At 59.1% G+C, this 14,147-nt stretch carries 11 protein-coding genes and 1 pseudogene; 6 read left to right on the plus strand and 6 right to left on the minus strand.

Translation table 11 applies throughout. The features are described from left to right. Positions 1–175: 175 nt before the first annotated feature. Complete coding sequence (locus tag AC0L8G_RS10715) at positions 176–382, minus strand: hypothetical protein (RefSeq protein WP_473384189.1); 207 nt, start codon at positions 380–382, stop codon at positions 176–178. A gap of 189 nt (positions 383–571) precedes the next feature. On the opposite strand from AC0L8G_RS10715, the gene AC0L8G_RS10720 reads away from it, so the two are divergent. After that, positions 572–1,258, plus strand: coding sequence for a glutathione S-transferase N-terminal domain-containing protein (locus AC0L8G_RS10720; protein WP_473384190.1), 687 nt, complete (start codon positions 572–574; stop codon positions 1,256–1,258). 44 nt (positions 1,259–1,302) lie between these two features. Then, positions 1,303–1,695 carry a type II toxin-antitoxin system RatA family toxin gene (locus AC0L8G_RS10725; protein WP_473388852.1) on the plus strand — a complete coding sequence of 131 codons (393 nt, stop codon included), beginning with the start codon at positions 1,303–1,305 and terminating at the stop codon, positions 1,693–1,695. Between the two features lie 5 nt (positions 1,696–1,700). On the opposite strand, the gene AC0L8G_RS10730 is transcribed toward AC0L8G_RS10725, so the two are convergent. The 5 genes from AC0L8G_RS10730 to AC0L8G_RS10750 form a co-directional block, all read right to left on the minus strand. Continuing rightward, positions 1,701–2,522, minus strand: coding sequence for a hypothetical protein (locus tag AC0L8G_RS10730; protein ID WP_473384191.1), 822 nt, complete (start codon positions 2,520–2,522; stop codon positions 1,701–1,703). Between the two features lie 146 nt (positions 2,523–2,668). Next, complete coding sequence (locus AC0L8G_RS10735) at positions 2,669–5,290, minus strand: TonB-dependent receptor (protein ID WP_473384192.1); 2,622 nt, start codon at positions 5,288–5,290, stop codon at positions 2,669–2,671. Positions 5,291–5,628: 338 nt separating this feature from the next. Continuing rightward, positions 5,629–6,126 carry a CinA family protein gene (locus tag AC0L8G_RS10740; RefSeq protein WP_473384193.1) on the minus strand — a complete coding sequence of 166 codons (498 nt, stop codon included), beginning with the start codon at positions 6,124–6,126 and terminating at the stop codon, positions 5,629–5,631. A 143-nt stretch (positions 6,127–6,269) separates the two neighbouring features. Next, entirely contained in the window at positions 6,270–6,506 is a 237-nt protein-coding gene (locus AC0L8G_RS10745) for a putative signal transducing protein (protein ID WP_473384194.1), read from the minus strand. A 3-nt stretch (positions 6,507–6,509) separates the two neighbouring features. After that, positions 6,510–7,709: a bifunctional 2-C-methyl-D-erythritol 4-phosphate cytidylyltransferase/2-C-methyl-D-erythritol 2,4-cyclodiphosphate synthase gene (locus AC0L8G_RS10750; RefSeq protein ID WP_473384195.1), complete on the minus strand. Its 1,200-nt coding sequence runs from the start codon at positions 7,707–7,709 to the stop codon at positions 6,510–6,512. A 124-nt stretch (positions 7,710–7,833) separates the two neighbouring features. On the opposite strand from AC0L8G_RS10750, the pseudogene dusB reads away from it, so the two are divergent. From dusB to trkA, 4 genes and pseudogenes are all read left to right on the plus strand, one after another. Continuing rightward, a pseudogene (dusB, locus tag AC0L8G_RS10755) lies at positions 7,834–8,794 on the plus strand (tRNA dihydrouridine synthase DusB). A gap of 227 nt (positions 8,795–9,021) precedes the next feature. Beyond that, entirely contained in the window at positions 9,022–11,292 is a 2,271-nt protein-coding gene (locus AC0L8G_RS10760; protein ID WP_473384196.1) for a sensor histidine kinase, read from the plus strand. Positions 11,293–11,319: 27 nt separating this feature from the next. Beyond that, complete coding sequence (gene ntrX, locus AC0L8G_RS10765; protein ID WP_473384197.1) at positions 11,320–12,708, plus strand: nitrogen assimilation response regulator NtrX; 1,389 nt, start codon at positions 11,320–11,322, stop codon at positions 12,706–12,708. Between the two features lie 48 nt (positions 12,709–12,756). Beyond that, positions 12,757–14,130 carry a Trk system potassium transporter TrkA gene (trkA, locus tag AC0L8G_RS10770; RefSeq protein ID WP_473384198.1) on the plus strand — a complete coding sequence of 458 codons (1,374 nt, stop codon included), beginning with the start codon at positions 12,757–12,759 and terminating at the stop codon, positions 14,128–14,130. The last annotated feature ends 17 nt before the right edge of the window (positions 14,131–14,147 follow it).

A 14,147-nucleotide genomic window follows, 5' to 3' on the forward strand; every position in this document is an offset into this window, starting at 1 on the left:
TTTTGTCGGCGACGCTCTCGCGGATCGTGTGATGCTCGAAATTGCTGGCGCAACCGGTTGCGGCCACAGCCATTGCAGCGCACAGCGACAGATACTGTTTCATGAAGAACCCCCGAAAGTTTGCGGCCAAATGCAGCCGGCCAATTTAATGGTGGAAGCGTGGATTGGTCGGGCGCTATTCGAAGTCGAAATCCAGCGCCAGGCAGCAGGGTGGCTCAAAAGCGCCCGCTCTGACGCCCACGCAATAACCGATCCCGATCAAAACCACGGCGAACAGCGCGCCCCCTAAGGCGACGATGAGCGGATTTGACTTTTTGGGTGGCGGCGGCGTCTTCTCTATGTTGAAAAATGCTATATCCTGATAGTGTTGCTTTGTACTCATCACCATCGCCCCCTATTAAACAAGTAAAGAACAAATAAACAACAAATCCTTACTACAATCTATGCTTGTGCTTTGTCGAGTCATTTCGAGAAAAAGTTGCAAACCTCATGTGACCCTCTGGCCGCTTGCCCGCTAGCAGGGGCGAAGGGTATGACACCGGCCACATCTATCGCTGGAATATGAGGCTGCATGTCTTTGAAATTATACGATCTCGCCTTGGCGGATCTGGAGATCCGGCCGAGCCCGTTTTGCTGGATTGTGAAATTCGCCCTGCTGCACAAGGGACTCGATTTCGAGACCGTTCCCGTCGGCTTTTCGGACAAGTCGCGATACCCGGACCCGGATTATGGGCGGGTGCCGGTCGTCATGGACGGCGAGGAGATGATCAAGGACAGTTCGGTCATCGCCGCCTGGCTCGACAAGACATTTTCGGACAATCCATTGCTGGCGACGAGCGGCGAGGCGGCTTCAGCGGAGTTTTACAAGGCGTGGGTGTTTTCCGCCCTTTTTCCGCCGATGGGTTATTTGCTGGCGCCGCGGATTTTTGCGTTGGCGGCGGAAGAGGACAAGCCCTATTTCCGCGCCACGCGTGAGGAGCGCTTCGGCGCCACGATTGAAGAGATCGCCGCGACTAGCGGGCATAAGGAAAAAATCAGCGAAGCGCTTTCGATGTTGTCTGCGCCGCTTGCGCGGTGCCGTTTTCTTGGCGGTGAAACGCCCAATCTTTGCGACTACATCGTCATGGGCGCGCTGATGTGGGCGCGTCTTTCTACGCCGGAAGACCTTTTCGAAGCGCCGCAGCCTGTGGGCGCCTGGATGGAGCGCATGCTCGACCTTTATGACGGCTATGCCCGCAAGGCGAAGCGTCCGTCGTGACCGCCCGGCATACACAAACCGTCGTCCCATATTCCGCTGACCAGATGTATGCGCTGGTCGCCGATATTGAGCGCTATCCTGAATTTCTGCCCTGGTGCGTCGCCTTGCGCGTCATTGACCGCAATGAAACCGCCGGCACGCTGACCGCAGACATGGTGGTCGCCTATCGGGTGTTTCGCGAGCGCTTTCGCAGTCAGGTGAAACTCAATCCGGCGCAAAAGCGGATAGATGCTTCCTATGTGGATGGTCCGTTCCGCAATCTGGAAAATCACTGGCGCTTTAGCGACAAGCCGGAAGGCGGGTCAGTGATAGACTTTGAGATCGCGTTCGAGTTCCGGAATTTTCTGTTGCAGGCCACCGCACAGGCGGTGTTCGACAAAGCCTTTTCACGCATGAGCGAAGCGTTCGTCAAACGCGCAGACGAAGTTTACGGCTGAGCTGGTCAGTTCAGTTCAGGCAAGCGGAAGGAGACAACTTTCCCGCGCGGCCTGCTGATCGCCCAAACGCGCTTCGGATCTTTCGGATCAAATGCGAAGGCTTGTCCTTCTGCGGGGACGGCGATGGTCGCGGCATGGATCATCACCGGGCCCATTGGCGGGAATTCCAGCACATACATTTCGGGCAAATCGTGCCCCATAACATAGAGCCTTCCGTCGCGCCCCATGGCGCCGCCGGACGCCGCCTGCGGCGCCATTTTCTCAAGGATCGATGCGGGCAGGGCGTAGCCGCCGGTTTTGCGCCAGTCCTTGTCATAGGTGACGATCGCCGCATAGGAGTGATCTTTGAAGGGCAGGCCGGTTTCGTCGTCATAATGCGCGAAGCCGGCGATCCATCCATCCTTGTAATGATCGAACCAGACCAGAGATCCTTCATCCAGCACGCCGAAGCTTTTGCTCTCTACATGGCGCATGGTCTTTGTGTCGAAAATCTCGACTGAGCTCGCCATCGGCAAATGCGGATGATTTGAATTGGCGCAATAAAGACGGCCCGCTTCTGCGTAGCAGCTATTGAGATGACCGATCAGGCCGCCTCTTTTGCCGAGCCAGCGTGAGGCCAGCTTGCCGGTTTTGCGCTCATATTTTCCAATGACGTAATTGGCGACGGCGTAGAAGTGATCCGCGTCGGCGGCGGCGCCTTGCGTTGCATCCGGCGCCTCAAAGGCGGCGAGTTCTTCCGCCGCAGCGGTTGCGACGGCAGGGGGCGCATAGTCTTCGATCCCCATGGCGGCCCAGGCGGCGCGCCGCGCCGCGCGCGCCTCGTCCAAGTTTTGCGTCTCCTCTGCATGAGAAGCAGATATGGCGCAGAGTAAGACGAGAGCGGTCAGAATGGCGCGGCGAATTTGCATTGTGTTTTCCGGTCTAGAAAAAAGGGGCGCTGGCGAATTGCGCAAAGCGCCCCTTTGTCTGTTGGTTAGAATGAGGCGTTGACGCCGACCCAGAATGTCCGGCCGAAACGCGCGTCTTCCTGCAGGAATTGCGCATTCGGTCCGGTCAGTTCCGTGCGGCCCTCATCGGTGATGTTAACGGCTTCAGCGACGAAGGAAAGATTGTCGGTCACGTTGACCCGCGCCTGCAGGTCAAGTTGTCCGCGCTCATCCCAATATTCGTCGTGGTTCGGATCGTCCGCATTCAACAAGTCGAGAAACTCGCCAGTGAAGTTATATGACCCGCGCAGTTCGAAATATTCGTTCGCATAGAACAGGGTCAAATTGTAGGTGAGATCCGGCTGTTGCAGCAGGGTGGTGTCGCGCGTGGTTCCGTCGCCCAGCGGCACGGTGAATTCGGTATCGAGCCAGGTGACGTTGGCGCCGACGCCGAGCCCGTCCCATGGCGCAGGCAGGAAGGACAGAACCTGCTGGTACTGCGCTTCCAGGCCGAAGATTTCCGCATTGGCGGCGTTTTCCGGCTGGGTGACGCGGTTATAGACAACGCCGTCGACTGTGATGTTCGCATCCGTTGTGGTCAGCACGAAGACCTCGTCGGAGATATCCTTGTAAAAGGCGCCGACCGACAGAATGCCGTCCGGAATATACCATTCAAGCGAGGCGTCGATATTGGTTGATTTGCGCGGATTAAGCTCCGGGTTGGAGCGCGACAGCGTAAGGTCCATGCCGTCCGTGCCGGGCGTGAAGCCGCGCGTCAGGTCGGAAATATTGGGCCGGCCAATGGTCCGCGATGCAGCAAGCCGCAGCACGACATCTTCCGCGAGATTGAAGCGTGCGACGGCGCTCGGCAGGACATTCGTGTAGTCGCCGGAAACCTGTTCGCCGCCGACCGGACCGCCATCCCAGGAAGTGTGCTCGACGCGAACGCCGCCGGTGATGGAGCCAATGCCGAGATCAAGAGCGCCTTGCACATAACCCGCATAGACCTGTTCCGACGCAGAAGATCCGGAAGCAGAAGTCGCGGTTTGCGAGAACGGATTTGAAGCAAAGAAGTCATTGGCCGCCTCAGAGTCGATGCGGTAGAGGAATTTGTAATTTCCCTGGAAGGCGACGTCAGCAAGCTTGCTGTCCGGGACATTCGCCAGCGTATAGGGCGTATCAGAGACGAAGCGGGCGAAGTCAAAGCCTTCATCCTTGCTGCGATCGCGATAGACGCCGCCCGCCTTCACGGTAAGCGCATCGAATTCAAACTCGCCATTGACGGCGGCCTCAAAGATTTCATCTTCCGCAAAGCGGTCGAGTTCGCCGCGATTGACATGTGCGTAGCTGGCGGGATCGTAGAACCCTTCCGGGTCAAGCGGATAGCTGCGCGGGAAGAAATCGGTGGTGTCGTAAAGCGCGCCGAATGTGTCGACGGTTCTGAACGATTCCGTTGATTCCGGATTGTGCAGTTTCGCGCCGGAATAGGTGACGCGCGCGTCAAAGGTTGCATTTTCCGTCGGACGCCAGACCGCATTGGCCTGTCCATTGTAGATTTTGCGGTCAAGAATGAAGCGGCCGATGCCGACAGCGCCATAGCCTGTCTGGGTGACGCCGGAAGTCGGCGTCTGGTCAGTGATCGTTGCAGGCTGCGAGGATGCGCCGCTGGTTCCTAGTTCATAGATGAACTCGTCGCGGCGTTCGTCGTCATTGAACTGCGTATAAAGGCCGGAGACCGTGAACTCGAAGCTGTCGCTTGGGCGCCATTCGAGTTTGCCGGAGCCGCCAATGCGCTGGCGCGTATTGTTGTAGAAGAACAGGCGATTGTTTGTCGGAACAATGATGCCGTTGCCATTGCCAAGGCCGACATTGTTTCCGGCACTGTCGAATTCGGTGTAGTCCGCGTCATCCACTTCGATCTGCGGGATCTCGAAATTGCGCACGGAATAGTCAAAGCCGATGACGACGCCGAATTGATCATCGGGACCGAAGCGCGTGCCGGCGGCGAAATTGGTGCGCCATGGCTGCACCTTTTCGCCATCGCTAAGCGTGCTGCCATCGCCGGATTGCTCGTGAAAGCCGACAAAAGCCGAACCGTAGAGAAATGCATCTTCCTGATCGAAGGCGCTGCGGGTGACCACATTGATCGTGCCGCCAATGGCGTTGCCGTCGAGTTCCGGCGTCACTGATTTCACCACTTCAAGGCGGCCGAGCAGGGAGGCGGGGATGACGTCAAGCGGCACAGCGCGGGAGGAACCGCCGCGCTCCGGCGACGACACGATGCCGCCATCGATGGTGGTGCGGTTGTATGTTGGGTTGAGGCCGCGAATGATCGGAAAGCGCGCTTCGGCCTGGTCGTTCTGCACGGCGACGCCGGTGATGCGGCGGATGACGGCGGCGGTGTTGAGGTCCGGCAAGCGGCCGATATCGTCCTGAACCGTGGCGTCCATGATGTTGGTTGCGCCGCGCTTGGCGTCTACCGAGCGCTTCAGGGACAGTGCCTGACCATAAACAACAATTTCGTCCGGCTGAGTTTCGTCGTCAGCAGTTTGCGCGAATGCCGGCGCGGAAATGCAGGCGATGAGCGCTGAAACGCAACAAGTGCGCATGAAGTGACGGCTGAATTTTGAACGAGCAGAATCGACGCGAGACCGCGTTTCGTAAGACATTACAATGACCCCTCAACAGATTAAAATTGTTGCGCAATGCAACAATGGCGCTTCAATCACAATGATGCGTCAGTTTGATGTCTGTTTTTTGTCGATGTTGTCATAGAAGCGGCATACGCAATCCATGCGGAGATCGAAATCATCTGTACAAGGAATAATAGTCGTGTCAGGCGGATGGCGTAACGGATTGTTGCCTTTGAAAAAGTCGCGGCTTTGTGGTTTCAGGTTCGGATTAGGCGGCGTCCCAGGCCGCCGCTCAGCGAAAAATAAATATGTTGAAAATAAAACGCGCAGAGCGCGTCGCGATGAAAGCTTGTCATTGCGAATGGCGATTACAGCTATTCGCCGAGCGCGGTCAGCATGAGGTGCAACGCAGTTTCCGTCGCTTTTGTGCGCACGAAATCGCGCGATCCGAAGGCGAACACCCGCCGCTCGGCGCGGATGATTCCGCCTTTTGCTGCAAGCCCGAACCACACAAGGCCGACGGGCTTGCGCGTTGTGCCGCCTGTGGGGCCAGCTATGCCGGTGACCGAAACGGCGACATCGGCTCGCGAATGGGCGAGGGCGCCCGCCGCCATGGCCCGCGCGACAGGCGCACTGACCGCGCCATTTTTTTCGATGAGCGACATGGGCACGCCCAGCATTTCGTTTTTGGCTTCGTTGGAATAGGTGACATATCCACGATCGACGACCGCTGACGATCCCGGCACATCCGTCAGTGCGCCGGCGATCAGACCGCCAGTGCACGACTCGGCCGTCGCTACCAGCAATCCTTCGGCGCCGGCCTTGTCGATGATCGACTGCGCCAGCGACCAGATGCGATGGGTTTGGGTCAAGATCGCATCCTTTGAGGTCGTGCAGTCAGAATAAGACCTTCATCCTGAGGAGCAAAAATTTCTTCGCCCTTCGAGACGGCGCTAGGGCGCCCCTCAGGATGAAGAAATTTTTGTGTCTCGAAGGATCGAAGGTCGTCCATGGGCTAACTCTTAGTGTGCGTGCGGCTGATCTCATCGCCGATATCTGCATCGCGCATGATGCGCATCGCTTCTTCGAAATCGTCATCGCTGACAAGGATGCGGCGCGGCAGCGCGCCGATGGAGCCATCCATGATGCTCGCATGCTCGTCCGTCAGAATAAATTCGATCTCGGCGTCGCGAAGCAGGCTCTGCACAAACGACAAAAGAGCGGGCTTATTGGCGCGGACAAGTTCTTTCATCGATTACTCCGTGACCGGCAGGCCGATGGTCGCGGTCGCCATGGCGGCGATGCCTTCGCGGCGACCGGTAAAGCCCAGCTCTTCAGTTGTCGTCGCTTTTACAGATACGCGTCGTTCGTCGATGTTCAAGATGACCGCGAGGGCGGCGCGCATCCGATCGCGATGAGGGCCGATTTTCGGGGCCTCGCAGATCAAGGTCACGTCGCAATGGGTGATTTTGCCTTTTTGGCGGGCGACGAGATCCCGCGCCTTTTCCAGAAAGACATGGCTTGGCGCGCCTTTCCATTTCGGCTCGGAAGGCGGGAAGTGATCGCCAATATCGCCTTCGCCAATGGCGCCGAGAATGGCGTCTGTCAGGGCGTGCATGCCTACATCGGCGTCAGAATGGCCTTTGAGCTTTTGGATATGCGGAATCTCGACGCCGCAGAGAATAACGGCGTTGCCCTCTTCGAAAGCGTGAACGTCGAAGCCATGTCCGGTGCGATATTCCATCTGTTTGTCTTTCCGGCCGAGAAGGGTTTCAGCCATGCCGAAATCTTCCGCCTGCGTCAGTTTCATATTGTCCGGCGAGCCGGGAACCAGCGCGACGGAAAGGCCTGCGGCTTCAGCGACGGCGGCGTCATCGGTGAGGACTTTGCCTTCCGCCGCGCGATGGGCGGCGAGAATTTTGTCGAAGTGAAAAGCTTGCGGCGTCTGCGCGCGCCACAAGGCTTCGCGCGGCACGGTGGCGGATATACGCTTCAGGCCGCCGGCGCCGTCTCCTTCACGCTTAATGGTGTCGTGCACTGGCAAAGCGGCGATGGCGCCATCATTCGTATCGAGCGCATTGATGACGCGGGTGATGGTTCTTTCATCGATAAAGGGCCGCGCCGCGTCATGAATGAGAACGCGCAACGGCTTGTCCTCGACGACGCTCTCCAGGCCGAGGCGCACAGAGTCCTGCCGCTCTGCGCCGCCGGTCACCGGATCGATGAGTTTGCGATGTTTCAGGAGGTCGCCCATGGCCTGGTCATATTCCTCGCGATCGTCGCGATGGATGATGACCCGCACCGCGTCGATATCCGGATGGGTGAGGAACGCTTCGGCGGTTCGGGAGATGACTGCGCGGCCGGCGAGATTGCGATATTGCTTCGGCCCGCCGGCGCCGGCGCGGCTGCCGCGCCCCGCGGCGACAATGATGGCGATAATGTTGCGCTTAACCATGGAATCCCAAAGCGATTTGTAACGCCATGCTTTAAAGGCTAAATACCCGTCAGGCCAACACATCCGCTGAAGAATGTTTTCGATCGCAGACATAAAGCTGAAGAACAATGTCGCGCTGGCGCCCATGTCCGGCGTCTCCGACCTGCCATTCCGGCGGGCGGTTGCGCGCTTTGGCGCGGGGCTTGTGGTCTCGGAGATGACCGCCTGTGAGGAGCTGATCCGGGGCCGGCCCGATGTCGTGCGCCGGGCTGAGGGCGATGGGGAGATCTTCCCCTTTGTCATCCAGCTCGCCGGGCGCGAGCCGCATTGGATGGCGGAGGGCGCGCGGCTGGCGGAAAGCCGCTGGCGCCGATGTCATCGATATAAATATGGGCTGCCCGTCGCGGCAGGTGACGGGCGTGCTTTCGGGCTCTGCGCTGATGCGCGATCTCGATCATGCGCTGACCTTGATCGAGGCGACGGTCGCGGCGACGTCGAAACCGGTGACCCTTAAAATGCGTTTGGGTTGGGACTGGAATTGCCTCAACGCGCCGGAACTCGCGTCACGGGCGGAGGCCGCCGGGGTGCAGATGGTTACGGTGCATGGCCGCACGCGGAATGACTTCTACACCGGCGAGGCCAATTGGGCGGAAGTCCGGGCGGTGAAAGACGCGGTTTCCATTCCGGTGATCGTCAATGGGGACATCACTGACGAGGTGACGGCGCGCGAGGCCCTGAACCAGTCCGGCGCGGACGGGGTGATGATTGGGCGTGCGGCGACCGGTCGGCCGTGGCTGCCCGGCGCGCTGGCGACGGCACTGGAAACCGGCAAGGCTTTGTCGGCGCCCCCGCTGGAGGTTCAGCGAGACGCAGCAATCACTCATTATCAGGAGACGATCGCGCATTATGGCGCGCCGCTCGGCGTGCGAATGGCGCGCAAGCACCTCGCCGCCACGGTCGATCATGCGCCGCTTGAGCTTGATCCAGCCGAGCGCCGGGCTTTTCGCAGCGAACTTTGTCGAATTGCCTCGCCCGAGCGGGTGGTCGATGGGCTGGCGGGATTTTTCGCCGGTAAAACGGATTTGGCCGCGAAAAACGCCGCCTGAGGCGTTGTCGGCGCCAGGCGAACTGTCTGGCGTTTCCGCAGCCAATTGGCGAGAATTTACCCTGTTTCATTTTGGCAACAAAGGTGTTGATTTTTTGCAACAACGGTCGCAACATCGCGCTCGCTTGGAGCTTTCTAGCCCGGCCCGCGCCCAACTGGGTTTGGATCGGGAAGCGCCAAAAGGCGGAAATCAAACAGGGCGCAGGCCCCACTCAGGATGGCGTAGAGTTGAGTGGTCTAAAGCACAATCAAGGCGACAAGGACGGCGCTAATCGGCGCTTGATACCGCAATGGGCGCTGTCCAACACGACGGCTGCTGCGGCGCTGACCGGCGCCGGTGTGATCGCGTTTCTGACAACCTGGTTTTTGATGTCTCCATTGGTCGAGCGCGTGGATCGCGCCTTCCTGATGTGGATGATCATCGGCAACATCGTGATCGCCGCAGGCTTTGCATTGCTGGTGGGTGCGCGACTTTTCCATGTCTGGTCCAACCGGCGCAACCAGCTTGCGGGTTCGCGCACGCATATGCAGCTTGTCGGACTGTTCTCGCTGCTCGCCGTGGTGCCGGCTGTGATCGCGTTTCTGTTTGCGTTCACCATTCTGCGCGCCAGTTTGAACGACGTCTTCAGCGAGCGCATCGACCGCTATCAGGAAACCGTGCGCGACCTCGCGCGCGGCTTGATTGATTTCAATTCTGCGGAAGCGCAACAAACCATTCGCGAAATCGCTTTCGATATTCACCGCCAGGAAGAGGGCGGCATCGGGTTTGAGCAAACGCCGATCAGTTTCCGCCGCTATATATTTGCACAAGCGCAAATCCGCGGCCTGTCGGCGCTTTATCTTATCGACGGCGATATGAACCTGTTGGTGCGCGCAGAGCTTGAGCCCGGTGATTATTCGCTGCCCTCCGCGGATATATTCAAGCAGATCAAAGATGCGCAGGTGCCGGGCGGGCAGTTCGTATTCGGCGTGAATAATGACGAAACCTACGACATGTTCCGCGGCACGCTGCCGATAGAAGATTATGGCGGCGGCTATCTGATCGCTTATTACCGCATCGATCCGAAGACCACAGGCCGGATTTTTTCTGCGCGGGAAGTCATCGCCGACTGGCGTGAGGCTGAGCTTGGCCGCTCGCGCCTGGAACGGGTGTTCCTGGCCGGGTATATTGTGCTGGCGATCATCATTTTGTTCGGCGCGATCTGGCTGGCGCTGCTGGCGGCGACGCGACTGGTTCAGCCGATCGGGCGCCTGGTCAACATGGCCGAACGGGTTTCCGGCGGCGAACTTGGCGCACGCGTCGAGGTGCATAAGGATGATGGCGAGCTTGGCGCGCTGGCGCGCTCCATGAACCACATGACCGCGCAGCTTCAAACGCAGCGCGACGACCTTGTGGACACCAACCGGCAATTCGATGAACGCCGCCGCTTTACCGAAGCGGTGCTGTCAGGCGTGTCGGCGGGCGTCATCGGCCTCGCCTCGGACGGGCGCATCACCATTGCGAACAAATCCGCATCAGAGTTGATTGACGCGGATGCCGGGCAACTGACCGGTCTGAACATCAATGACATCATGCCGGAACTGGGCGCCCTGCTTGACCAGTCTGCGCGATCCGCTTTCGCGGAAGTTGGCGATCAGGTTGACGTCACGCGCCATGGCCGCACCAGAACGCTCAATGTGCGCATTGTGAAAGATCAGGCCGGCAATGGTGAGCGTTATGTCGCCACGTTTGATGACATCACGCAGTTGATCGCCGCCCAGCGCAACGCGGCCTGGGGTGATGTTGCGCGGCGCATTGCTCATGAGATCAAAAACCCGCTGACCCCGATCCAGCTTTCCGCTGAACGCCTGCGCCGGAAATATCTCGGCGAAATTCACTCCAATCCGGAAGTGTTTGAACGCTGCACGGACACGATCATTCGCCAGGTCAGTGATATCGGCCGGATGGTGGACGAGTTCTCCTCATTTGCGCGGATGCCGAAACCGGTGATCAATAGCGAAGACATGCGCGAACTGGTCAAAGCCGCAGTGTTCCCGCAAAAAGTCGCCTTCCCGGAAGTTGAATTCACCGTCGAAGCCCCGGATGAGCCCGCCCTTGCGCAATGCGACGGGCGGCTGATCGTTCAGGCGCTGTCGAACTTGCTCAAAAACGCAGCGGAATCGATTGGCGGGCGTCTCGCGGCGAATGAAGATGGCGAACCCGGCAGAATTCTTGTGCGCATAGAGAATGACGGCGCGCACACAAAGGTTCATATTATCGATAATGGCGTCGGCCTGCCGCAAGAAGAGCGCCATCGCCTTGCTGAGCCCTACATGACCACCAGAGCCAAGGGCACCGGGCTTGGCCTGGCGATTGTGAAAAAGGTCGCAGAGGAACATGGCGGCGCGCTTGAATTCGCCGATGATCACTCTCTGGGCGCCACCGGCGCGCGGATTACGATTTCCGTATTGCGGGAAAAAACACGAAACGCCGCGCATCTCACAGCGGCCGCTGAATAACGACGAAGAAAGAAAGTGATTACGTATATGGGTATTGATGTCCTTATTGTTGACGATGAAGAAGACATCCGCGATCTGATCTCGGGTATTTTCGAAGATGAAGGCTTTTCGCCGCGAACTGCGGCGAACTCCACGGCGGCGCTGGCGGCGGTGCGTGACCGGTTGCCATCGCTCGTCATCCTGGATGTCTGGCTGCAAGGTTCGGAGATGGATGGGATCGAGATCCTGGAAGCGCTCAAAAAGCTGCATCCGGATTTGCCTGTCGTCATTATCTCCGGCCACGGAACGATTGAAACCGCCGTCGCTGCGATCAAGCGGGGCGCTTATGATTTTGTTGAAAAACCGTTCAATGCGGACCGCCTGATCCTCGCCGCCAATCGCGCGCTGGAGGCCGCCCGCCTGACCCGTGAAGTTTCCGAATTGCGCGAGCGCGCGCCGGATTGGGGATTGATCGGTTCATCCGCCGCCGTTGCGTCCTTGCGCAATGTCATTGAACGCGTCGCCGATGCGCGCTCGCGGGTTCTGATCTCCGGTCCTCCAGGGTCCGGCAAGGAAATGATCGCACGGTTGCTTCACGCTCGCTCCAGTCGCGGCTCGCGGCCCTTTGTCGTGGTCAGCGCCGCCTCCATCGCACCGGACCGGATGGAAGAAGAGCTGTTCGGCATTGAAGACGAAGCGGGAGCCACCCGCGCCATCGGCCTGCTTGAAAAAGCCCATGGCGGTACGTTGATGTTCGATGAAATCTCGGACATGCCGCTCGAAACGCAAGGGAAGATCTTGCGCGTCTTGGTCGAGCAACGGTTCAAGCGCGTCGGCGGCCAAAAGGCGGTGGAGGTCGATGTGCGCATCGTCTCAACTACCTCTCAGGAATTGCTTTCGCTCGCCGGGGAGGGGCGCTTCCGTGAGGATCTTTATCACCGCCTCAATGTGGTTTCGATCAATGCGCCGGGTCTCGATGAGCGCCGCGAAGACATTCCTGCGCTTACCGCGTTTTTTGTCGACCGCATCGCCAAAGGGTCCGGCCTGCCAAAGCGGCCGCTTTCCGCCGAGGCCATCGCCGCACTTCAGGCTTGCGCCTGGCCGGGCAATGTTCGCCAGCTGCGCAACGTAATCGAGCGCACGCTCATTCTCATGGGCCGCGACCCCGAGATCGAGATCACCTGCGAGCACCTGCCGACCGAAGTGATGGATTCCGGGCTGTCGATTCCGGCGGGCGAGGGGCTTGAGCAGATTATCACGCTGCCCTTGCGCGAGGCCCGCGAACGGTTTGAACGTGAATATCTTATTGCCCAGATCAACCGATTCGGGGGCAATATATCCCGGACGGCGGCTTTCATCGGGATGGAGCGCTCGGCGCTGCACCGTAAGCTGAAAGCCCTTGGCGTCAACGGTCAGGCGCGTGTGGAAAGCGCGTAAGACTTCGCGTAGGACGCTGGGGCGACAAGAAAGAGGATTTATCAGGTCATGCGCGTGATCGTTTGCGGCGCCGGCCGCGTGGGCGTCGGCATCGCGCGGCGTCTGTCGCGTGAGAACAACGAAGTGACGGTGGTCGATCAGTCAAAAGAACTGATCCGCTCGGTCACTGAGAAGCTTGATGTGCGCGGCGTCGTCGGCAATGGCGCCTATCCTGAAACACTGGAAGAAGCTGGTGCGCGCGAAGCCGACATGGTCATCGCCGTCACTTTCTCTGATGAAGTGAATATGGTGGCGTGCCAGATCGCCCATTCGCTTTTCAATGTGCCGACAAAAATCGCGCGGGTACGTGCGCAAGGCTATCTCGACCCGCGCTACTCCGATATTTTTTCGCGCAATCATTTGCCCATCGATGTGGTGATCTCGCCGGAGCGCGAGGTTTCAGAGGCGATCATTCAGCGCATGGCGACGCCCGGCGCTTTTGAATTGAAGACCTTTGTCGATGGGCGGGTATGCGCCGTGGGCGTGAAGCTGCGCGACGATTGTCCGATTGTGAACACGCCCCTGCGTCAGGTAGCGGAGTTGTTTCCGGACCTGAAAATCACCATCGTCGCCATCAAGCGCGGGGACAATCTCTGGCGCGCCCATTCCGGCGATATGCTGGAGCCGGGCGACCGCGTGTTCTTTATCGCGGACATCACCGATGTTTCGCGGGCGCTTGAAATCATGGGCGAGGCGGCGCGCCAGGCGCGTCGGGTCATCATTGTCGGCGGCGGCAATATCGGCTTGTTCGTCGCCAAGGGCCTTGAAAAAATGGGCTCGATGAAAATCCGCCTGATCGAACGGGACCGAAAACGCGCGGAATACATCGCCGAAGAACTGGAGCGCACCATCGTCCTGCAAGGCGACGGGCTGGATCGCGGCATCTTGCGCGAGGCGGGCGTGAGCGAAGCAGAAACGCTGGTTTCCGTCACCGACAATGATCAAGTCAACATCCTCGCCGGCGTTGTCGCCAAGCGAGAAGGCGCGCGCCGCTCGATGGCGCTGATCAACGATCAGGATTACGGCCCGATCAGTGAAGCCGTTGGCGTCGACCGTTTTGTCGATCCGCGCGCAACAACCATCTCCACTATTCTGCAGCATATACGGCGCGGCCGCATTAAGGGCGTCTATTCCTTGTCCGACGGAGCGGCGGAACTGATTGATGCGGTTGCGCTTGAGACCTCGCCGCTTGTCGGCAAGCCCTTGCGCGAGGCCAATCTCCCTGAAGGGGTGATGATCGGCGCGGTCTTCCGCGACAATGAAGTGCAGATGCCGACAGGCGACATGGTGATCAATGCCGGCGACAGGATCGTGCTGATGTCGATGCGTGAGAATGTCAAAGACGTCGAGCAGATGTTCCGTGTCAGCATTGAATATTTCTAGGCGCCGATGAGCAGGGC

This window comes from Hyphococcus sp. D3-15, assembly GCF_055809375.1.

What these genes read in the sequence shown, in the direction of transcription:
- AC0L8G_RS10715 (WP_473384189.1), bottom strand. Translation starts at nt 382, where the DNA reads ATGAGTACAAAGCAACACTATCAGGATATAGCATTTTTCAACATAGAG.
- AC0L8G_RS10720 (WP_473384190.1), top strand. Translation starts at nt 572, where the DNA reads ATGTCTTTGAAATTATACGATCTCGCCTTGGCGGATCTGGAGATCCGG.
- AC0L8G_RS10725 (WP_473388852.1), top strand. Translation starts at nt 1,303, where the DNA reads ATGTATGCGCTGGTCGCCGATATTGAGCGCTATCCTGAATTTCTGCCC.
- AC0L8G_RS10735 (WP_473384192.1), bottom strand. Translation starts at nt 5,290, where the DNA reads ATGTCTTACGAAACGCGGTCTCGCGTCGATTCTGCTCGTTCAAAATTC.
- AC0L8G_RS10745 (WP_473384194.1), bottom strand. Translation starts at nt 6,506, where the DNA reads ATGAAAGAACTTGTCCGCGCCAATAAGCCCGCTCTTTTGTCGTTTGTG.
- AC0L8G_RS10750 (WP_473384195.1), bottom strand. Translation starts at nt 7,709, where the DNA reads ATGGTTAAGCGCAACATTATCGCCATCATTGTCGCCGCGGGGCGCGGC.
- ntrX (WP_473384197.1), top strand. Translation starts at nt 11,320, where the DNA reads ATGGGTATTGATGTCCTTATTGTTGACGATGAAGAAGACATCCGCGAT.
- trkA (WP_473384198.1), top strand. Translation starts at nt 12,757, where the DNA reads ATGCGCGTGATCGTTTGCGGCGCCGGCCGCGTGGGCGTCGGCATCGCG.